Here is a 21,943-nt window from a genome sequence, read left to right on the forward strand (position 1 = left end):
GAAAATCAATCGGATTTTAATAGAAGTACTACAGATTTCATACCACATTTTAATTACCAAATCTGATTATTTTATCCAAATTAAAATAAGCAGTGAAATTATTTTTTATTGTGTGCCACTCTCCATACAATCCCACTTACATCATCAGCAACGAGAATCGAACCGTCTGCGATCTGAAGAACTCCAACAGGTCTTCCGTACACGTCACCTTTCTCTTCATTCGCAATAAATCCGGTTAAAAAAGGCTGATACGGTCCTGAAGCTTTTCCATTCGCAAAAGGAACAAATGCAACCTGATAACCCACCAACGAGGAACGATTCCAGGATCCGTGCTGTCCGATGAAGGCACCGTTTTTATATTTTTCAGGAAACTGATTTCCTGTGTAAAAAGTTAAACCTAAAGAAGCAGTGTGTGACCCCAAAGGAACATCCGGAACGATGGTTTTTGCAACCAAATCAGGTTTTTCACCCTTTCTTCTCGGATCTTCATTTTTACCGAAATAAGCATAAGGCCAGCCATAAAACTGATCGCGTTTTACACTGGTCAGATAATCAGGAACGAGCTCATCGCCCAATTCGTCTCTTTCATTTACGACCGTCCAAAGCTCTCCGGTGGCAGGATTCCAGCTCATTCCAACAGGATTTCGCAGTCCCGCTCCGTAGATTTTTTCACCGCTTCCATCAGGATTGACTTCCAAAATATTGGCTCTTCTTACCTCATATTCCATCCCGTTTTCACCAACATTGCTTCCGGAACCAACGGAAATATAGATTTTAGACTGATCTTTATTGGCAATTAGATTTCGCGTCCAGTGATTGTTATAACCTCCTGCTGGCAGATCCACAATCTTCTTTCCGGCCTGTGTAATTTTCGTATCACCTTCTTTGTAAGGATAAACCCAAAGGCCATCAGTATTGGCGACATAAAATTTATCTTTAATGATCAACATTCCGTACGGCTGATTTAAATTATCAAGGAAAACGGAAGATGATTCTGCCACTCCGTCTTTGTTCGCATCTCTGTACAAAATAATGCGGTTGGCCGATTTTCCACCAACTTCAGCATCGCTTTTTCCGCTGATGTCATTTTTAATTTTTTCGGTTTTTGTTCTTTCAGAGTTGGAAAGTACGACAAAGATATCACCGTTTGCAGCCTGAATCATGTTTCTCGGACTTTTAATATTTTCCGCAAAACGAGTTACCGTAAATCCTTCCGGCGCTGTTGGCGTCTTTCCTGCAGGCCATCCGATGACGTTGCTGAATTTGTTTTTCGCACCTTTCTCGTCGGGCGCGGGAAGTTTTAAAGTATCTGTTTTGGTCACCACTTCGGTTTCTGAAGTATTCGGATTTTTCTTTTCCTTACAACTGAAAAACAGCACAGCGACTGCCGGTAGAAGATATTTTTTCATAAAATAATGATATGATGTGTTAGAAATATTTTGCCTCAAAAGTTGCAAAAACCGTTCCCTAAAAAGAAAACGGTTTTGAATTATTCTGATTTTAAGTTCATCTAAGACCTTATTCTACCTCGATATTTTGTTTTAGCGCAAGATTTTTTGATGAATTTCCAACCATAATTCTGTAAGTCCCTTTTTCTACGATCCTGTTCATTTTTTCGTCTAAAAACTGAAGTTCCTTGACCGGAATTTCGATTAAAACTTCTTTTGTCTCGCCGGATTTTAAATATACTTTTTGAAAACCTTTCAATTCCAGAATCGGTCTGGATACGGATGCCAGCAAATCTTTCACATACAACTGAACGACTTCACTTCCCGCTTTTGAGCCTGTATTTTTAACTTTAATCTTAGCGATAATGGTTTCATTTTCTTCAAATTTTAATTTGTTTAAATGCAAATCAGAAATTTCAAATGTCGTATAACTCATTCCAAAACCAAACGGGTACAAGGGCTCGCCACTCAAATCGTGATAATCATTTCCCCGACCGGTCGGGTGATGATTGTACGTCAAAGGCAACTGCCCCTCTTCGATCGGAAACGTAACCGGCAATTTCCCTGAAGGATTTTCTGCTCCAAAAAGCACTTTTGCTACTGCATTTCCACCTTCTTCACCAGGATACCAAACATCCAAAATCGCTCCGACCTTATCTTTCCAGTCCGTCGTTTTTATTGCTGAACCACCGATTAACACAACTGTTGTCGGTTTATTTAATTTTGAAATTTTATGTATAAATTCTTCCTGATTTCCAGGCAGACTCAATGAAGAACGATCCTGAAATTCACCTTCATGAATTCCTGCTGTAACAATGATGTAATCTGCGTTTTGAGCCAGTTTTAATGCTTCATCAAAATCTTTTTGATAGTCATTCAAACCAAAATTCCAAATCAGTTCGACATTGGCTTCACCTCTGTTTTCATAAAACTCAACGGCGATATCATAGTTGTTACCTTTAACAAAATCAACATCAACGGTTTTAGTTGAATAACTCAGCTTTTCCCACTTGTCGATGACTAATTTTCCATTTACATACAATCTGAAACCATCATTTCCTCTTAAACCCAGCTTATATTTTCCTGAATTTGGAGCTTCCAATTTTCCTGTCCAACGAATGCTGTAATTGTCCGGCTGCAGTTTTTCAGGATTCGGGGAATATAAAGTCCATTTAAAATTTAATTGCTCATCCAGTTTTTCAAAAGCAGGATTTCCTTTTAAATCAGAATTCGAAAAGTAAATTCCTTTCAAACCTTTTTGATTTTCGGAAGAGAGAGATTCGGACGGAATCGTTTTAAACCCCTTTAAATTCCAGTCGAAACCTTTAGAATAAATAATTTCAACATTTTTATTTTTAACGAAATCTTTTATTCCGTCCAAAATGCTCACCTTTTTATTACCAGGTCCGGAATAACCGCCCAATCTCGCATCTACAGCATCAGTTCCGACAATTAAAATCTTCTTTATATTATCAGAAATAGGGAGTGTCTGATCATTATTCTGAAGCAAAACAAAAGATTCAATCGCTGCTTTTTCAGCTATAGGTTTGTGATTTAATTTCTTTAACTTATTTATATTTTTATCTGAAACGTACGGATTTTCAAACAAACCCAGTTCAAATTTCGCTCTCAAAACTCTCGAAACCGCGTCATCAATTCTCTCTTTCGAAATTCTTCCATCCAAAAAAGGTGGTATAAACAATTTATAATGATTGTATTCTGTCTGGAAAATTACGTCAAGACCCGCATTCATTGCCTGTGCCGAAGCATCGTCGTAATCTTTTGCCGTAAAATGAAGCACATTTGCTCCTCCCACCGCACTGGCATCGCTGATGACAAAGCCTTTAAAATCCCATTCTTTTTTTAATTTTTCGGTCAGTAACCAGTGATTTGCCGTTGAAGGTCTTCCATCCAGCAAATTATAAGAAGTCATTACAGAACGACTTTTACCTTGATTAAAAGCTTTCTGGAACGGAACCAAATGCGTTTCCTCCAGATATCTCTTGCTCCAGTGAATCGGATAAGAATCCCTTCCACCTTCACCAACATTCGCTAAAAAATGTTTGGGAGTAGTAATAATTCCCTGATTTTCAAATGAAATGACGAAATTTACGCCCATCACGGAAGTCAGAAACGGATCTTCGCCGTACGTCTCTTCTGTTCTCCCCCACCGAACATCACTTGCCAAATTCACCACCGGAGTCAGAATCTGCCGGATTCCTCTCAGTTTTGATTCTTTTGCAATCGCAGTCGAAACTTCTTTCATCAGATCAGAATTGAATGTCGCCGACAAACCGATCGCTTGTGGAAAAGCGGTCGCTCCTTCCCGCATTAAGCCATGCAAAGCCTCATCAAAAGGAATGATCGGAATTCCCAATCTTGATTCTTCCACAAAATATTTCTGGATGGCATTGATTTTTTTCGCCAGTCTTTCCGCATCTTCATTGGCATTGTATTTCAGCAATTGTCCGGCAACTCCGCCGCCCTGATTTCCTGCACTCACCTGCAATCCGAAAATTCCGTGAGCATATTGACCTTTTGGAACATGATCCAAATCGCCGGGAATCATGAAGCATTGCCAGAATTTTTCTTCCGGCGTCATGCGTTGCAGCAAATCCTGAACTCGTACTTCTAGCGGTTGTTTTGGATCTTTGTATAATGGTTTTTGAGCGGAAATAAATACCGAACTCAGCAATGAAATTGTTAAAATTTTAAATCGAAGTTTAAAACACATTTTAGATAATTTTATTTAAAGTATGCTCTTTTGTCTTGAAATCGAAGATTCGACGAAGTCAAACAAAAGAACCAAAAATTCAAGACTTGGAACTCTCCGCTAAAATTTTGAAATACTTCCTAAAATTTCCAAAACTCGGGCGGGAATAATATTTTTCAATTTAAGATTAATCTTTGCCGCCACTCGAACAGTGGAAATTTCTTAACGGAAGTTTTTCAAAATTTCTTAACGCTCCGATTTCCTATGTCATTTTTAAAGCATTAATAATCAACTATTTATTTATTTGAATTACAGTTGAATATTTCAATTGAGCTCGTTCTTTTGGTAAAGTAATTTCTATTGAATTACCGGATTTTTTCCATTGAATTTTATGTTTTAAACCTAAAACTTTTAAAGATTTTGGTTTAAAATTATCAGGAACTGCAAAGCTTAAAGTTGATGGCGACTGATAGTTTGCTTTTTCATCCAAATGAAAAACATTCAGTGTTTTACCGTCTTTGCTTTGGGTGTAATAAAAATTCCCGTCGTGGTAAGGTGCGACTGCTCTCGTCGCAAAAACCGCAGACTGATTATGATCCATCCAACCGGAAATTTCCTTCAATCTTTCATAAACAACCGGATCGTAATCGCCATTCGGTCCGGGCGCAATGTTCATCAGATAGTTTCCACCTCTTGAAATGATTTTCACTAAAGTTTCAACGATCTTTTGAGACGATTTATAATTGTCATTTGGAACATAGGAAAAGGAATCTCCCATCGTAATGCAGCTTTCCCACGGAATCGACAACGTTTTTTCCGGAACGGCCTGTTCAGGCGTCACATAATTTTCCCATTTTCCGGGAACGGTGCGGTCTACAACGATAATTCCTGGCTGATTTTGCCTTGCCATCGTTCCGATTTTATCCATGTCAATGTCCTGTTCGACCTTGATGGTTCTCTGCCATTCTACACTTTGGTCGATGGTGTGAAACGGACGAACCCAGCCTCCATCCAGCCAAAGAATGTCGATTTTACCGTATTTGGAAGTGATTTCGTTAAGCTGATTGAATGTGAAATTTTTAAAACTGTTCCATCTTTCAGGATATTTTTTGGGGTCATAGTTTACATTCCTGTCTTTTGGTGGAAAATATGGCCACCAGTAATCGTCAGAATGCCAATCGGGTTTTGAAAAATAGGCTCCGATTTTAAAACCGTCTTTTCTGAAGGTAGTGAAAATTTCCTTCGTCACATCTGCTTTGGGATTTTTTGAAAATGATGTTTTGGGAGAAGTTATTTTGTAATCAGATTCTTTGGTATCAAACATCGCAAAACCATCGTGGTGCTTGGTTGTAAAAACCACATATTTCATTCCCGCTTTTTTTGCAGCATCAGCCCATTTCTGTGGATTAAACTGAGTGGGGTTGAAAGTCGTCTGCAGATTTTCGTAGTTTTCTACGTATTCACTGTATGATTTTCCATGTTCGGGTTTTCTTTTCGTCCAGTCTTCATCTTCCGGACAAAGGCTCCAACTTTCAACAATTCCCCACTGGCTGTACGTTCCCCAGTGCATAAAGAGTCCGAATTTTAAATCCTGCCAGTTTTCAAGGTTTTGAATAACAAGCGGATCAGTTGGTTTTTGGTAACCATCTGAAACGTTGTGAGCCTGTGAAAAAAAAGTGGAGGAAAGTAATAATGATGAGAGAAAAAGAGTTTTCGTTTTTGGTGTGTTGAACATTAAGTTTAGTTTTTGCTAAAATAATATTTAACAGGAAATTTTCTACCACAAAAGGCACAAAAGTTTTTTGACACACGAGTCACATTAGTTTTAGTTTAAATGATCGACAATATTTTAGAGCACATAAGAGTGAAAATCTGAGATTTTCTGTGAATGCAAAACAGCAGGAAAATCAATAGTGACAATCTAAGATTTTAACCATAAGAGGCGCAAAAGTTTTTTGACACATGAGTCACATTAGTTTTAGTTAAAATGATTGAGAATATTTCAGAGCACATGAGAGTGAAAATCTGAGATTTTCCCGGAGAGTGCAAACAGCGGTGTTTTAATTCAAACATAATTGTGGGAAAGGACTAACAACCCTGGTTATATTAAAACGGATTTTTTTTCAGTGAAAAACCCTGTCTTAATTTAAACAGAAATGCCGGATGGGACAAACAGTGCTGTTTGAATAAAAACGGGTTTATTAAATTATGAAAAGCCGTTTCCACTGTTGGAAAATTGAATGTAAAGCCGCTCCGAATGAGCTTTTCGGGATAAACATTTCTGCTTTTTAAAAGCAATTCAGTTTCGGTTCCCAAGAAAACTGAAGCGATTTCAAATTGCCAAACCGCTGCGTTTAGACCGAATGGGATTTTCATTTCTTTTCTCAATTTCCGCATAAATTCTTCGTTGGATATAGGGTTTGGTGCGGTGACATTGATTTTTCCTGAAAGATTTTCGTTTTCAATGATGTAATCAACTGCCCGGCAAAAATCATCGATATGAATCCAGCTTATATTTTGATTTCCTCTGCCCTGTTTACCGCCTAAGCCAATTTTTGTAATCATTTTTAGTTTGGTGAAAGCGCCGCCGTAGTTTCCCAAAACAATTGATGTTCGCAATGCTGTTTTTCGGACATTGTCTGTTTGAACTTTAAAAAATTCCGTCTCCCAGCTTTTACAGATATTCATTGAAAAATCGTCGCCGATGACACCGTTTTCTTCTGTGTTCAAATGGGTTTCGGAATGGGTGTAAATGGTTGCCGAGCTGGAATTTAACCATACTTTAGGCTTGTTATGACATTGATGAATGGCCTGTTGAAGCACTTTTGTACTGTCGATTCTTAAGGAATAAATTTCTTTTTTATTGTTTTCCGTATATCTGCAGTCGACAGATTTCCCTGTAAGATTAATTAAAACATCCGCGTTTTCGAGTGAGTTTTTCCAATCTCCTAATGTTTCAGCATCCCAGTAAATATGATTTTTCTTTTTAGGATTTCGGGTTAAAATATAGACATCATTTCTTTTGTCTGTAAAGTATTTTTCGAGATTTTGCCCGAGAAATCCGGTTCCGGCGGCGATGATTATTTTCATTTTGATTGTTGGTATATAGTTTATGATTGTTATTTTCTAAATGTTAAATGCTTCGACAGGCTCAGCATGACATCGCTGATACTGAATGCTTCGACGCTCGCTTTGCTCTCGTTCCTATGACATTTTACAAATTAAATTTCAATATTTTCTGCAGTGGATTTTATGAGCTTATTTCTTTCCAGCAAAAATTCAGTCATATAATTTTTGAGGAAAAAATAATTAAATAATTGACCGATAAGTCCAGCGGGAGATTCAAATTCAAGTATATCTGTCATAATTGTGTTTTTACCTTCTGTTTTAAATAAATGCTGATGTATAAAGGATTTAAATCTTCCTTTCAGCATGACGTCTGTGAATTTAAATGGTTTTTCCATTTCGGTAATTTTTGAGGTGTGAGTTTGATAAAAACCTAAATGCTTGGCTCTCCAGGTTACAGTTTCTTCCAATTCAATCAAGCCGGATGTGCGGCCGGCAATGGCTTTTTCTCCTGTTTTGAAAGTTGATTTCTGATGAAGATCAATATCTCTCGACAAATCGAAAACGGTTTTTATATCGGCGTTGATGGTTGTTGTTAAAAGGATTTTTGACATTTTTGCATTTTGTTTAAGGACACATGATGAATACAATTGGATCTGATAGGATTACATTCTATACTTTGTTAAGCCGTCCCGTTGGGACTTTATTTTAGTAATTTAAGTAAATTAAAATTACCAGAACAGTCATTCTGAAAATCATCCAGAAAATTGTTGGAAGAAAATTTAGTTTTAAAACTTCGCATCTTCTTATATGTTCCAAAAACATGACGAAAACTACAAATCCGAAGTAAATTATTGATGAAACCGGATTTATATTTAAAAATAAAGCCGGCAATAAAAGTAAAGTACCGATGAGGGAAACGGTCATCAGATTTCCGAGATAGTTCCAGATTTTGTCTTTTAAATAAGATTTTAAAAACAGAGTTTGCCAAAGGATTTGACATAAACAAATTACAAATTCCCACCAGAAATTCTGATTTAAATTAAAACCTGATTTGTTTGTAAATACACTTAAAATATAAGAAGAAAAGATGACCACAAATGTGATGTAAAACAATCTGTATTTCAAATTAAAATCCGGTACACAGGCTTCTGCTGAACTGTCTTTTGAGGAGGGAATAATCTGTTTTCTGTTGTACGAAACAAAAGAATACAGCTTTTTGAAAAACCAATATAAAGGTTTTATTCTCGCAATTTTTTCCAATATCGGAAACGAATTCCCAATGATTAACAGCAAACTGTCTAAACCGTAAAAGACTTTATTTTTAGTGTGATCGACCAATGCAATTTCGTTTTTTGCGCGGTTGAAATCAAGTAGGTTTCTGTTCTTTAAACTCAGTTCTGTGAAAGCTTCCCTTCCACTTTCATCTAACATTCCGGATTTGATGAAACCTTTAGAATAGATGTTGCACATTGGGCATTCGTTGTCGTAGATGAGGGTGTGGTTTGCGAGGGTTTTCATTATATTTTTTTTGAGGATTGATACAAATCATAAACATAAAAAAAAGAAAGCACAGGGCTGTAGACTAAAGAAATTATCAATACATATCCTAAAAAATTTGCTATTCCATACTCATTATTAAGTCCAAAAACTATTAATAAGCTTAACCAAACTGGTAGAATAAAAATTCCATATACAATATAAACTACTGACTTGTTTTCCTTTTGAAATGCTCTAACTGTAAAACTTAGCAATTGCGGAATACCTACAACGAAATAAAAAAGCATGAATCCAAAGTCGAAAAAGCATCCAATTACAGCTGATATAATTCCTGCAATCAGAAAAAAAAGCTGGGTGTAATAATCTAATTTTAATGAGTTATTCATAGTAATATGTTTTAAAAAGTTGACTTTTTATTTCTTCCGAAATAAAAAATAAGAAATAAATGGATGATTAAATTTTTCATAATTATAATATTTTCAGTAATTTTTGAAATTTAATTCTAAATAAAAAAGAATGATTTCAGATTATTCTTTTGGGAAATTCTTTGTTAGGTATAAGCCATAGCTCACGTAAAAAAGATTTAAACAAAACCGCCGACTTGCATAAAGTGCATTTCAAAATCACCTGTTTCACATAACTTTATCAAAGCAAACAATATTAGAAAAAAAAGGACAACGCCATAAAAATAATAATGGTTAAGTGTGCTTTTAACGAGTGAAATTCTTATTAAAAAACCCATTACATTAGCTAATCCAAATAAAAGCAGTGATGATAAAAAATCTGTATCCTTATAACTGTGGTAAAAATTTAGGTTATAAATCAATCCTCCAAGAGTGATCAGACTTTGGAAAATGGCCTCCAATTTAAAAATTTGAAATCTCATTTTGTTTAATTTAAATCTTACTATACTTTCAGTAATTTTTGAAAGTTTATACTAAATAAAAAAGGATTTTGAAGTCCTTTCTATTTTAACAAGTTGGTAATCTTTCCTACTAGCCAGTGGTCATCGCTTTTGATGGCAAGATCCATAATATTATTGATTTTACTCGTCACGCTGCTGAAATCGTTCATCAGTTTAATAAACTCTTTAGCTTCCGCTGAGTCGTTGTCTTCGATGTTTTTCAGTTCATCTAAAAATGCTACAACCGGCTCAATTTCACGTTTTCTGCGTTCTTTTGTGATTTGTTTAAACAGAAACCAAACATCTTTTTCGGCAGTAAAATATTCTTTTCTGTCGCCTTTGATGAATTCTTTTTTCACAATTCCCCAGTCCATCAACGCACGGAGATTCATGTTGGCGTTACCTCTCGAAATCTCCAGAAGTTCCATCACCTCATCGGTTGAAAGTGGTTTCCCGTTGGCCAAAAGCAAGGCGTGAACCTGTGCCATCGTCCGGTTGATTCCCCAACTCGTTGCGAATGTTCCCCAGGTCTGAATGTATTTTTCTTTGGCTTCTGAAAGTTTCATTTTGTTTTCTTTAAATTTCTATTACAAATATAATAATAGTTTTTGAATTTTCAATAATATTTGAAAGTTAATTTTCAAATTATTGATTTTTATTGTTTCAAAAAAAAATATAGCGCTCCGATGGAGCGCCATTTTGTAAAGAATTTTCCTGCTGCAAAAATATTGTTCAGCTGGAGGAAAGCAAATATGAAAGTTTCAAGATATATTTTTTTTCATATTAAGCTAAGGCTCAATCTTAGCCTGAAGTCCCTGATTCCAAAACTTAGCTTCCGGCATATAATAAAGATAAACATTACTTGCTTTCCCCGTATATTCACCGGCAAATTCTACTTTTAAATCTAAATTTATAGTCTTCGTTTCATTCGCATCGAAGTGTTCCCAATACAAAACCAAATAATTATCAAAAATTTCATAGTAAGATACCTGCTTTTTATCAACCATATCTTTCAACAAAGCATTTTGTAAAGTCAATCCGGCCGGAATTCCGATTTTTGCAGTCGTCATGGGTAAATCTCCGTTGATTTTATTTTTTACGGTGACTGTCATTCGGTTGGTCTCTCCTACTTTTGAAGTTTGAGATTTCAGTTTTGTTTCTAATATAACAGGAATATCAACGCTTTTCGGCGGTTCTAAAGTGTAGTATTGATAATCTAATTTAAAAGGCAGACCTTTTTTACCTGTATATTCCACTTTCAAATCATTGTCTCCTTTTCTGAAAGCCGATGAAAAGCTGATATTTTTGTCTGAAACAACAGCACCATTTACTTTAATGACCGGTTTTTCAGTTCCAAATAATTTTTCATTTTTGGCAAAGAAACCTGACAGTGATTCCAGAGCAAGAGCAGTTGCCTGAGTAGAGCCAAATCCGTAATATCCGTTATAATCAATCAATTCATCGGCAACTTCAGCGATTTTCAGCTGATTCGCAGATTCATTTTTCTGTAAAGCCATGAGGTAAAGGGAAAGCGTTTCGGCATTTGCAGAAATACCTCCCGAACCAGTGAACGTAGTTTTGGTTTTTACATTTTTGGTTGCATACTGCTCGTTCAGGATTGTAAGTAAAGTGCTGTAATCTTCAGTTTTATCTAAATTTTTCGCCGTATTTGCCATCAATGCCAATTGGTAAGAATCTTTTGTTGCCAGAACTCTTTTCAGGCTGTAGTCATAGTTTTGAAGCAGTTCATTTTTGTAACCAAGTTTCGATAAAGCATACAAAACATACATATTTCGAGACCATGAATATTCTGAATAAGAAGTTTTCATTTCATAGCTTTTTCTTACTTCAAACAGGCCGTTTGCACCTTTTTTAGACAAAATAAATGAGCTTAAATTCTGAATTAATTTCGCATCAACATTCACATATTTTTTCAGATCTCTGAATTCCAGCAAAGCAAAGGCAGAAAGTGCAACATCAGAATCCGTCGACCCAAAATAAGAGAAACCGCCATCTCTATTTTTATAGGAAAGCATTTTCTGATACCCTTTTTTTAAGTTTCTGATCACTTTAGACTCAGTATCAGCATCAATTTTTTTGATTGATTTTAAATAATCGAGAATGAAAATATTCGGATAAACTGTTGAAGAAAGCTGTTCAAAACAGCCGTGAGGTTCTCTTTTAAGTCTTTCCAGATCTTCAAACATCTGTAAAGCAGAATTTTGATACACATAATATGAAGACATAAAACTTCCATTCACATATTCCGGAACATCAATTCTGTAGGTTTCGTTTTTATTGTTGATGATTGAAAAATAATGTGGAAATCCTTTTTCTTCAACGTTCACTGGCAATATCACTGTTTCTCTGAAATCACCGGATTTTACTGAAAACTGAATATTAGAATGAATCAGTTTATCGGTTTGCATCGTTACAAACAATCTCCCTGATTCCAAAGGTTTTAACGTGATCAAACTGTCTGTTTTCATCACATTGATATGATTCGGAACAATGACGTTCATCGTTAATGTTCTCGTTTCAGACGAATTATTTTTAATCACAACCGGAATCGTCATTTGATCTGTCCGCGTCAGATATTGCGGAATTTTGGCATCAATTGAAATCAGACTTTGTGCGGAATAAGTCGTTTCATCTCTTCCAATCAAACCTTTTGCAGATATTCCTTCGGTCATAATTCTGAAAGCAGAATTGGCATCAGACTGATAAAATTCTATCTGAGCTTTTCCGTTTTTGTCGGTTTCAACGATGGGGTTCCAGTATAAAGCTTCACGGTAATCGTGTCGGTAAGCTGTGTTGGTGGTTTTGTATTCAGGATAGGCAAAATTACGGCTGTAAGCGTAGTTTTTGAGGCTGTCTCGCGGCACACTTTTGAGAGCATACTGAGAAATTGGGGTAATATCAAACTTCAAAAGCGCATTCTGATATTTTTTTGAGTTGATAATCACAACTCCAGACATTCCGCTGCTTCCATACACAGAAGTTGCTGCAGCATCTTTCAATATTGAAATATCGCTGATATTTTTCGGGTTCAAAGCTTTTAATTCTGCAGAATTCGAAACCACCCCATCAATAATATAAAGAGGTTCATTTTGACTTCCAATTGTTGCAGCTCCACGAATAACAATAGATTGTGTAGAAATTCCCGGAGTTGCGGATTCATTAATTCGTATGCCGGATGCCTTTCCCGCCACTGCAGAAATTATGTTTGAAGAATTTATTTCGTCTGACCAGACAGTTTGAACTGCCGATGTTTGATTTGTTTTTCTGGAAATCGCTCCCACATAAACTACTTCTTCAATTCTGGTTTCTTTACTGATTGTATCTGCTCTTGCATTTACATACGCTTTATTTTTGATTAATCCTTCAATTCCCTGATTGGCATTTTGAGGTTTTTCCTTGATCTCTGCCTCTCTGATAATCTCCTCAACGTCAATATTTTTCAGAATTTGTTTTTCTAAAGGATTGAGTTGAAGTTTGTAGGATAAAAATCTTATTTTGACTTCTTTTTTTGGTTTCAAAGCTTTTGCAATCACTCTGTTTCCCTCTCCGGCATTAAGGTCTGAGAAGTAAAACAATCCATTGTCTGAGGTGATTTGTTTTTTCAGAGATTTTCCGTTGAAAAGATAAACTTCAGCGGCAACAGGCTTTTTATTTTCGTCTTCCACAATTCCGTAGATCGGATTTTTCCTTTCCGGAAGATATTTGTATTTGCCTGATTTTTCGACTTCGGGAATGATTTCAAAATACCGGTAACCGTTCGTCAGCATTACCAAATCTAAACTTTTCGTCGCTTTCTCTTCTTTTTTATCAAAATAAAACTGTGGTCTTTCAATTTTACCTTTCAGTTCAGAATCTATCAAAAGCCATGACTGAATGTGATTTTGCTTGTCATCAGCATACGTCCATAATTTATCGTCAACAACGCTTACAGCGAGGTTTGCAGGAATGGGTTGGTCATTTTCGTCAGTTGTTTCAATATTAACCACAGCTTTTTCTCTCGGCAAATAGTTTTTCTTAACAGGCGTAACTTTCACCTTCATCTGTTTATTTTCATTGGCGAAAACAATTCTTTCAGCCAACGGAATATTATTTTCTGAAACCGTAAATCTGCAGATCCCAATCGGGAGTTCTTTTTCTGAAATTTCAATTTTATTTAAACCTTTTTTTAAACTTAAATTTTTAGAATAAATCTCCTTATCACGGAAGTTTCCTGAGATTAAAACGTTTCTTTCTGACGTGGAATTGATGTTTAAACTGATGATCTGATTTTCTTTTTTAAGATTTAAAACAATTCCATCATTTTTCGCTGTCGGTAAAGGATAAATTTGATTAATATTTTCCGGGTTTAAAACCTTTGCATAATACGTTTCGCCATTTTTTGGATTTAAATTAAAGCTTCCCATTCCAAAATTGTAGGCTGAAACTTCCAATATTTTCTGATGATTCTGATTGTAAATTCCCAAAACGGCGTCAACAGGTTTTTCAAATTCGTCCAAAACTTTAAAGGCAATATTCTGTTCGATTCCGTTGATGAAAGTTCCGCCTTCAGGCATAAATTTTAAATCAAGATCATTCAAAACAATCGGAATATTTCTTGAAATTGATTCTGTGAAACCATCAAAATCGACCTTAATATTTAACAAAGCATCAGCAGATTTTAAAACATCCGGAAGCTTAAATTTCAGTAAATATTTCCCTTCTTTATCGGTAATCAAAGTGCCTTCATTAATTTTTTCACCCTGATGCATTACAGTAAAAGCCGCTTCATAAAAAGGAATCGGAAGATTGCTCAGACTTCGCATTGAGAAATCAGCCAGAACTTCATCGCCTGCTCCATACCCTTTTTTAGGAAAATCAAGTTTCATTAAAATTCTTGGCGAAACAATTTTCTGGAGTGTAATTTCTTTTTCAAATACATTTTTTCCGTTTTCATTCTGCATCCAATCGGTGTACGCTCTCAGTTTGTAAATGCCGCCTTTCATATCATTTTCAAAATAAAAATATCCTTCTGCGTGACCGTTTGTTATTTCGTATTTGTCTTTTTTAACGACCGTTCCACTTGGATCTGTCATTTCAAAATTCACAATCTTGGACTGATCTGCCGGAAGCTGGTTTTCAGCCTGAACGACATAAATTTTAAAGTACATTTCCTCACCTGGTTTATAAAAAACGTGATTGGTCTGGATGTACGTTTTTTCTTTTTTGAAATCGCTGAATTTCTGCTGTGCGTTGAGATTTAAGCTCATCAAAACTAAAATCAGAAGCGAAATATATTGGGTAAATCTATTTTTCATAATTTAAAATTGAAATGAAACCACGCATCCAAAACTTTTGTACGACGGAAGATTGAAGAAATCTAAGCCACGACCTCTATCCAGATCATAAAAATTCTGGTTCGGATCTGCACCGGAATTGGCCTGCCAAAGCATAATGTTGTTGACAAACAAAGAAACTCCCAAACTTCGTCTGAAATTCCCGACATCGAACTTTGCTCCCAGAGAAACTGAATTGATTCTTACATAATCTGCATTTTGCACATAGTTTTCTGCAACACCAGTGTAACCATATCTCGTCCAGCGGTTTTCAAAAACGGTCTGATTCGGATCGTAAAAATCAACCGGAGTCTGATTAACATTTCCGTTCGCATGAACTCCCGAGAATACATAATTTTTCAGATTTCTGTCATCGCCAGAGGTCTTGGAACGTCCGTAATAATCGAGTACAGCCTGAGTTCCGTTCCAGAGTTGTCCGCCTTTTTTCCATTCCCAGTTGATATCGAGCGTGAACATTTTATAGTTGAGCGTGTGCGTAAATTTCATCACAAAATCCGGCGTGGGATCTGCAATTATTTTTTTGGTATTTGATGCTACCGGAAATCCAAAATCATCGATAAGGTTTTGTCCGGCAGCATTCGTTTCATAATAATTTCCGACTACAGAACCTAAAACCTCGCCTTCGGATAATGTTTTGTAAACATCCTGAAAGCCGGCAACAGCAAGATTATTGTATCCAGATGCAACTTTATCAACCACATCACGGTATTTATAAAATGAAGCACGGTTCGTCATCGTAAAATCTTTTGCGATCTTGAAATTCTCGTAGGAAGCATTCAGTTCAACGCCGCTGTACGTATGATCTGCGAGATTCTTCAGCAACAAACTGTTATTTTCAAACACCGGAAAAATATCGTTTATAATCTTTCTCGAAAAGTATTCACCGCCAAAATTGAATCGGCTGTAAATATTAAAGTTAAATCCTGCTTTGGATTCTGCAATATCGACGGTTGAAAGATTTTTAAAACTTTCTACCTCCCGTACTGGAAAATACTGACTTGCGTTCTGAGCCAGAAACTGCGTGGTCGAATATGACGAAAAAGAATTGGTAATATCAGGTTCTGAACTCTGATGTGTGTATGCTCCAAAAAATTTCAGGCGTGTGCCTCTCCAGTCGAAAATACTGTTGAACTGAACGTACCCATTGGCCTTTGGGAGCCAGAATTTATTATTCAGAGAAGTGTTTGAGACGTAAAATGAGTTTCCAAGATTAGCACCAAATTCAAAATCGCCGTCATCAAATTTCAGATCATAATTAAAAATATAATCCTGTGAACTTCTTTGATACAAATATTTTTGGTTCTGTGAGCTGTGAAAAATATCAGATTCCCTTTCATTTAAAATAAAATTCAGATTGAATTTACTTCTAAAATCATAGCTGCCAAAAGAGTAATTGGCAGAGACATTGGCATTGTAAAGGATGTTGTTCTGAAGTCTTTCATTGATCAAACCACTTAAAAAGCCGTTGGTAGTGGGTTTATAAATATCTGAATTACTGAATTTGTGATTTTCGTACGTTTGACTGATGCTGAAATTAAAATCATCAAATGTTCTGGAAATATTAAAGCTGTACGTTTTCTGATTGGAAAGGAAATTATACCTGTTGTCCTGCGCAAAAAGAAATTCCGGATTATCGCCCAGCTGACTGTAACTTCTTTGCTGGCCATTGGTAAGAAAGCCTCCCTGATTATTTGAAAACGAAACCGGCGTGAGCAGAGATTCCTGATAAGCACGGTTGAAAAGTGCCGCACGATTTGTATTTGTCGCTTTCGTTTCATCAAAATCAAACAGTGCCTGAATTTTAAATTTTAAAACATAGGCATTGAGTTTAGCCTTAAAAGTATTGTTGATGTCGTACTGACTGATGAAGTAGGTTTGGTTTTTATGTTGGCCTAAATCTAATGAGAGACGAACTTTTTCGTTATAGTCATCTCCTTTAATAAATGTATTGATCTGCAGTTGATTATGAAAGCCTGCAGTCGTAGAAAACAAAGAATTATCATACGGTTTCGCAGAGTTCATTCCTCCTGAAACAGGAATCAACTGACCATTGACATCGTAATCATAAGGCTGAAAATTGTAGGCTAAAGTTGAAATATCAGGTCCATAACTGAAAATTTCATTGGTCTCCGGACCTCTCCAGATGAGATTTCCGTTCTGAGATCTTCCCTGCACATATCGGTTTTGGGTTTGCGGAATTGAATTTCGGTTTCTGACCTCAAATGATGTATTGAAACTCCCGTTGATGATAAGTTTGTTGGGGTCCTGCCTTTTAATTTTTACCGTATCGCCCTTCTTCTGCTTCAGCTTTCTGATTTTGTCGAAATAAGAATCTGAGTTTTTAGAAATATAATAGTCCGGCTTGGAAATACTGTATTCATCTGACTGGGTTTTTGTAATCAGACTGTTGTAATCTTTAGATTTTATAGCTTCAACTGATTTTCTGGGAACACGGCTTTCCAGAATATATTTCAGTTCCTGAACTCCATACACAACCTGCGTGTTTTTACCGTTGTTCCAGACTAATGTGTCATAAACCTGTGCAGGAATAATGGCAAAACCTTCTTCATCGGTTTCCTCGTAAACGCCAGTATTTTTATTAAAAACTTTGAGAAAGGATTTAGGTTTTTTGTCTTTATCTAAAAATTTTCCGGAATAATACTGCTGCGAACTCTGAGCAAAAAAAAACTGAGTCGCTAAAAAAGGAAGAAACAGGTAGATTTTTTTCATCATGTATAATATGTCTAAAAATAGAGAAAAAAACAGAAATCTCCGAAGAAATTTCTGTTTTAATGTTCATTTATCTATTTAAATTTCTGTAAGCCTCAACCAATCTCACAAACTCCGCTCTATATCCCTCTTCATCGTTTCCTCTGCCCTTTTTCGCAAGGTTTTGGACATCTTTTAAATCTTTATTTTTAATTAAATCTGAATTTCTCAAAACCAAACCAAACCACGCAACAGCAGAAGCGAATTTAAAATCCTCACTCGCCGATGAAAAGCTTTGATTAGAATTTTTCACGACCTGTATAATTTCCGAACTCGTATTGCCATCATTTTTTTTGTATCTGAATTTTACGGTCGCCACTTCATCACTGAAATTTCCGTCATTTGTGTTTTTGGTGTATCTTAAATCAGATTCTTTCGGTAAAAACTCAGATTTTACATCGGCTGGAATGATTTCATATAACGCAGTTACCGTTTGACCGCTACCTAATTCTCCGGCGTCAATTTTATCATTGATAAAATCCTCATTTCTCAGTTTTCGGTTTTCATAGCCAATTAAACGATAAGACTTTACATACTTCGGGTTAAATTCAATCTGAATTTTTACATCTTTTGCAATTGCATACATATTTCCGGCAAACTCTTTTCCGAGAAACTTATTGGCTTCCTGCAGATTATCAATGTAAGCGTAGTTTCCGTTGCCTTTATTGGCTAAAGTTTCCATCCGGTTGTCTTTAAAATTTCCCATCCCGAAACCTAAACAGGTCAGAAAAACGCCTGATTTTCTTTTTTCTTCAATCAAAGTCTGCAGGTCGCCTGTGGAAGAAGTTCCGACGTTGAAATCTCCGTCTGTTGCGATAATCACACGGTTGTTTCCGTTTTTAATGAAACTTTCCTGAGCGAGTTTGTAAGCCAATTCAATTCCGGCACCGCCTGCTGTACTTCCTCCCGCTTCGAGTTTGTCCAAAGCTTCGATGATTTTATTTTTCTCTTTGGCTGAAGTGGGTTGCAAAACCATTCCGGCGCTTCCGGCGTAGACTACAATTCCCACTTTATCCGTTGGTCTTAACATATCTAAAAGCACTTTAAATGACGATTTCAATAAAGGCAATTTGTTTGCAGCATTCATCGATCCTGAAACGTCAATCAAAAAAACAAAGTTCGAATTCGGTAGTTTTTCCATCGGTAAATCTTTGCCTTGAAGTCCTATTTTCAATAATTTATGTTGAGAATTCCAAGGAGAATCATTGTATTCTGTGTTGATTGAAAACGGCTGATTGTTTTTAGGCTGAGGATAACTGTATTTAAAATAATTAATCATTTCCTCGATTCTCACTGCATTTTTATTCACATACTCACCATTATTAATCATTCTTCTGATGTTGGAATAGGCCGCCTTATCCACATCAATTGAAAACGTAGAAAAAGACTGATTTTTCGTCAATTCAAATGGATTTTCAACAAAAGCATCGTATTCTTCAGAATTCTGTTGTTGAATCTGCCTTGCACGGTTGATGCTGTCCTGAACTTTCTGCAGCTTTTTAAATGCTTTTTTCTCTTTTCTTGAAAGTTTTTTAGTCGTAATGATTACTACTCCGTTTGCTGCCCTGCTTCCGTAAATTGATGTTGCAGAAGCGTCTTTCAAAACCTGAATGCTTTGAACACTTTTGGGATCTAATGTGCTTAAAACATTCACACTTTGAACTACACCATTCAAAACATATATTGGCTGATTGCCTCTCGTGATAGATCTCGAACCACGGATTGTGATATTTGGAGCGATTCCACGATTGATTTCTAAACCTGAGACTGGTCCTCGAAGGGAATTTAAAGCATTATTGTTATATGGAGTACCATCAAAATATCCACGATTATTTCCTGCAATATAATCTCCAGACGAAAAACCTTGATCAACTTTATTCCCAATATTAGAATTAGTTTGGTTGATACGTACTCCAGAAGCACGTCCAGCCAAAGCACTAATAGAATTAGGATTGGAGGCCACTGTCAACTTTTCTGTTACCGCAACTTCATTCATTGATTGAACATTATCTTTCACTTTCAGTCTGCCAGTAACGGGTTGTTTAAATTCTATAGAAACTTCGTTTTTATTTTCAGTATTTGCCACAATCATACCTTCACTTACCTTATCTTGAGAAGTGTAAACTACAAGCGGATTATTTACATTTCCAAGTTTATTTCCTCTTTTTCTAAATTCATCATTAGTTTTTAATTCCTTATATAAATCATCAAACTCACCTTTTTTAGTTGTCTCAATTGGAGAAACGGCAATATTTTTTTTCTTATTAGAAACCTCAATTTCCCTTTTAATATTTGATAATACTATACTATCAATCTCAGTGATAGGCTTTTGGTTATATTCTTTGGTGATTTGAACAATTTGAGATTTTACAGGCTCATCAGAATTTTTATCAATAAAATAAAACACTCCCAAACCCATAATCAAACTCGCAGCAATTCCATAAGGAAACCAGATTGGCACAATTCGTTTTCTGTCTTCTTTTTGATCTAATTTTTCTTCAACTTTTGCCCAGACTTTATCAAAACCCGGAAAAGCCACAGGTTCTTCCAGATATTGAGAAGCTTTATTGAATTTTTTATCTATATCGTGATTGTTTTCCATTGTGTAAAAGTTTTAAATGTTGTGATTAACCAGAAGTTCCTGCAGTTTTCTTCTTGCGAAATTGAGCTGAGATTTTGAAGTACCCTCGCTGATGGACAGCATTGTCGCAATCTCTTTGTGAGGATATCCTTCGATGGCGAACAGATTAAAAATCGCTCTGCAACCTTCGGGAAGGAAATTCAGCAGCTTCAAAATATCCTTTTCAAACGAAATACTGTCGGTGGGAGCATCCTTAGATTCTACAAAATCATCTTCTAAAGAAATATGAAGTGCTTTCATACTTCTCAGCTTCTGAAGGCATTCATTCACAGCAATTTTCCTTGCCCATGCTTCAAAAATTTCAGGATTTTGAAGCTGGTTCAGTTTTGTGAAAATTTTGTAGAAAGTATCGGCCAAAACTTCCTCAATATCTTCATCATTTTTAAGGTAACGCTTGCAGACGGAATACAGTTTACCCGCCATTTTTTCGTAAACCTTCCGCTGGGCGTTGCGGTCGTTCCGCTGGCATTCTATCAGTAATTCGTGTTCCATAGTGTGGCTTTATACCATAATAGATGCAGGAAGTTGGACTGAGGTTGGAAACATGTAAAACTTTTTTTTAAATATAATGTATTTTAGATTTCAGCAAGTAATTTTAAATCAATCCTTAATGATATTTAATGCAAAATGAACACATTTTTTTTGTTTAGATAAAAAACTCATTAATTTTCAGAACTATATTGCACAAAGAAGAGCTTCTGTTTTTACAAAAGCTCTATTCACTATTTTTTTTAATCTAATTGATCACAATACTTTTCGTTCGTACGGTGTGAGCAGAAAAATATCCCAATGCTCCGTTGCTGATGTTACTTGGTGGATTTGCCGGCGTAATTCCACCACCGGGACCGCCACCGGACAGCTGAAGAAGAGCAGAATAAAAAGTATAGACTTTATCGTCGATGCACTGCATTTCTACATAAATGGTATCTCCTATTTTTAGTTTTACATTATCAGGTTCGTCACCATCGTCATTCGGAAGAATTAACGGTCGCTGATTGGGTAAACCATTATTGACATTATCTGAAAATTCTGAGAAATATTTTTTGGGATTATTATTAACCGTGTAGATGAATAGATATCGGTTCCCAAAAGCCTGTGGATCAAGGAAAACAGGTAACAAAGTGTAGCTCGTTTCGCCACCCACCATAAAAGAATCCTGTTCGATACCGTCAAACGAAACTGCCTGAGGCATGGTGCTCGTCGAGGTATATTGTTTGCCTTCTGCCTGCATTTTTAAGGTATAGGTTCTTCCCGACTGTCCCACGAATGTGGATGTTTTGTAAATTCCGTTTCCTGAATACTGTAAGGTTTCCGTCTGCCCGGTATTGTCGCTCAGAATAACCTGTGCATTTTCAATGGCAGGATATTGATTGGTTTGAGTGAAAGCCACCGATTTGGTGATTTTAACGGAATATGGACCGGGCTGATCGGTCACGTTGGCCTCAATTACTATTTGTCCGCTTTGGTCTTCCAGATCAAGATCGATTTCTTTTTCGCAGGAAGTGACAAGAAAAAGTGAGATTATAATTAGAAATATGTTTTTCATAC

Annotated in this window: 14 protein-coding genes; all 14 read right to left on the reverse strand. The window is 36.1% G+C overall.

What is annotated here, in order from left to right; genetic code table 11:
- Positions 1 to 98: 98 nt before the first annotated feature.
- The 14 genes from ASG31_RS09615 to ASG31_RS09680 all read right to left on the reverse strand — a co-directional run bounded on the left by ASG31_RS09615 (position 99) and on the right by ASG31_RS09680 (position 21,941).
- Entirely contained in the window at positions 99 to 1,409 is a 1,311-nt protein-coding gene (locus tag ASG31_RS09615) for a PQQ-dependent sugar dehydrogenase (RefSeq protein WP_056031228.1), read from the reverse strand.
- A 109-nt stretch (positions 1,410 to 1,518) separates the two neighbouring features.
- A complete protein-coding gene (locus ASG31_RS09620) occupies positions 1,519 to 4,182 on the reverse strand; it encodes a beta-glucosidase (protein ID WP_056031231.1) in 2,664 nt (887 codons plus the stop codon).
- 271 nt (positions 4,183 to 4,453) lie between these two features.
- Positions 4,454 to 5,896 (reverse strand): alpha-L-fucosidase, encoded by a 1,443-nt coding sequence (locus tag ASG31_RS09625; protein WP_056031234.1) that lies wholly within the window; start codon positions 5,894 to 5,896, stop codon positions 4,454 to 4,456.
- A 371-nt stretch (positions 5,897 to 6,267) separates the two neighbouring features.
- Positions 6,268 to 7,251 carry a TIGR01777 family oxidoreductase gene (locus ASG31_RS09630; protein WP_082504525.1) on the reverse strand — a complete coding sequence of 328 codons (984 nt, stop codon included), beginning with the start codon at positions 7,249 to 7,251 and terminating at the stop codon, positions 6,268 to 6,270.
- Positions 7,252 to 7,382: 131 nt separating this feature from the next.
- Entirely contained in the window at positions 7,383 to 7,841 is a 459-nt protein-coding gene (locus tag ASG31_RS09635) for an SRPBCC family protein (RefSeq protein WP_056031237.1), read from the reverse strand.
- A 94-nt stretch (positions 7,842 to 7,935) separates the two neighbouring features.
- A complete protein-coding gene (locus ASG31_RS09640) occupies positions 7,936 to 8,748 on the reverse strand; it encodes a DCC1-like thiol-disulfide oxidoreductase family protein (RefSeq protein WP_056031241.1) in 813 nt (270 codons plus the stop codon).
- Positions 8,748 to 9,113, reverse strand: coding sequence for a hypothetical protein (locus ASG31_RS09645; RefSeq protein ID WP_056031245.1), 366 nt, complete (start codon positions 9,111 to 9,113; stop codon positions 8,748 to 8,750). Before ASG31_RS09645 ends, ASG31_RS09640 begins: the two co-directional genes overlap by 1 nt.
- 197 nt (positions 9,114 to 9,310) lie before the next feature.
- Positions 9,311 to 9,613 (reverse strand): hypothetical protein, encoded by a 303-nt coding sequence (locus ASG31_RS09650; RefSeq protein ID WP_056031248.1) that lies wholly within the window; start codon positions 9,611 to 9,613, stop codon positions 9,311 to 9,313.
- 80 nt (positions 9,614 to 9,693) lie between these two features.
- The gene (locus ASG31_RS09655) at positions 9,694 to 10,197 is read right to left on the reverse strand and encodes a GbsR/MarR family transcriptional regulator (RefSeq protein WP_056031251.1); all 504 of its coding nucleotides are present in this window, start codon (positions 10,195 to 10,197) and stop codon (positions 9,694 to 9,696) included.
- A gap of 222 nt (positions 10,198 to 10,419) precedes the next feature.
- Positions 10,420 to 14,946 carry a TonB-dependent receptor plug domain-containing protein gene (locus ASG31_RS09660; protein WP_056031254.1) on the reverse strand — a complete coding sequence of 1,509 codons (4,527 nt, stop codon included), beginning with the start codon at positions 14,944 to 14,946 and terminating at the stop codon, positions 10,420 to 10,422.
- Positions 14,947 to 14,949: 3 nt separating this feature from the next.
- Complete coding sequence (locus ASG31_RS09665) at positions 14,950 to 17,718, reverse strand: hypothetical protein (RefSeq protein WP_056031257.1); 2,769 nt, start codon at positions 17,716 to 17,718, stop codon at positions 14,950 to 14,952.
- A 67-nt stretch (positions 17,719 to 17,785) separates the two neighbouring features.
- A complete protein-coding gene (locus ASG31_RS09670; RefSeq protein WP_056031260.1) occupies positions 17,786 to 20,356 on the reverse strand; it encodes a vWA domain-containing protein in 2,571 nt (856 codons plus the stop codon).
- Positions 20,357 to 20,368: 12 nt separating this feature from the next.
- Positions 20,369 to 20,887 (reverse strand): RNA polymerase sigma factor, encoded by a 519-nt coding sequence (locus ASG31_RS09675; RefSeq protein ID WP_056031263.1) that lies wholly within the window; start codon positions 20,885 to 20,887, stop codon positions 20,369 to 20,371.
- A gap of 244 nt (positions 20,888 to 21,131) precedes the next feature.
- The gene (locus ASG31_RS09680) at positions 21,132 to 21,941 is read right to left on the reverse strand and encodes a DUF4249 domain-containing protein (protein WP_056031265.1); all 810 of its coding nucleotides are present in this window, start codon (positions 21,939 to 21,941) and stop codon (positions 21,132 to 21,134) included.
- Positions 21,942 to 21,943 lie beyond the last annotated feature (2 nt).

This window comes from Chryseobacterium sp. Leaf404 (assembly GCF_001424145.1).
Lineage (GTDB): Bacteria > Bacteroidota > Bacteroidia > Flavobacteriales > Weeksellaceae > Chryseobacterium.

What these genes read in the sequence shown, in the direction of transcription:
- ASG31_RS09620 (WP_056031231.1), bottom strand. Translation starts at nt 4,182, where the DNA reads ATGTGTTTTAAACTTCGATTTAAAATTTTAACAATTTCATTGCTGAGT.
- ASG31_RS09630 (WP_082504525.1), bottom strand. Translation starts at nt 7,251, where the DNA reads ATGAAAATAATCATCGCCGCCGGAACCGGATTTCTCGGGCAAAATCTC.
- ASG31_RS09675 (WP_056031263.1), bottom strand. Translation starts at nt 20,887, where the DNA reads ATGGAACACGAATTACTGATAGAATGCCAGCGGAACGACCGCAACGCC.
- ASG31_RS09625 (WP_056031234.1), bottom strand. Translation starts at nt 5,896, where the DNA reads ATGTTCAACACACCAAAAACGAAAACTCTTTTTCTCTCATCATTATTA.
- ASG31_RS09615 (WP_056031228.1), bottom strand. Translation starts at nt 1,409, where the DNA reads ATGAAAAAATATCTTCTACCGGCAGTCGCTGTGCTGTTTTTCAGTTGT.
- ASG31_RS09655 (WP_056031251.1), bottom strand. Translation starts at nt 10,197, where the DNA reads ATGAAACTTTCAGAAGCCAAAGAAAAATACATTCAGACCTGGGGAACA.
- ASG31_RS09670 (WP_056031260.1), bottom strand. Translation starts at nt 20,356, where the DNA reads ATGGAAAACAATCACGATATAGATAAAAAATTCAATAAAGCTTCTCAA.
- ASG31_RS09640 (WP_056031241.1), bottom strand. Translation starts at nt 8,748, where the DNA reads ATGAAAACCCTCGCAAACCACACCCTCATCTACGACAACGAATGCCCA.
- ASG31_RS09680 (WP_056031265.1), bottom strand. Translation starts at nt 21,941, where the DNA reads ATGAAAAACATATTTCTAATTATAATCTCACTTTTTCTTGTCACTTCC.
- ASG31_RS09650 (WP_056031248.1), bottom strand. Translation starts at nt 9,613, where the DNA reads ATGAGATTTCAAATTTTTAAATTGGAGGCCATTTTCCAAAGTCTGATC.
- ASG31_RS09635 (WP_056031237.1), bottom strand. Translation starts at nt 7,841, where the DNA reads ATGTCAAAAATCCTTTTAACAACAACCATCAACGCCGATATAAAAACC.
- ASG31_RS09645 (WP_056031245.1), bottom strand. Translation starts at nt 9,113, where the DNA reads ATGAATAACTCATTAAAATTAGATTATTACACCCAGCTTTTTTTTCTG.
- ASG31_RS09660 (WP_056031254.1), bottom strand. Translation starts at nt 14,946, where the DNA reads ATGAAAAATAGATTTACCCAATATATTTCGCTTCTGATTTTAGTTTTG.
- ASG31_RS09665 (WP_056031257.1), bottom strand. Translation starts at nt 17,718, where the DNA reads ATGATGAAAAAAATCTACCTGTTTCTTCCTTTTTTAGCGACTCAGTTT.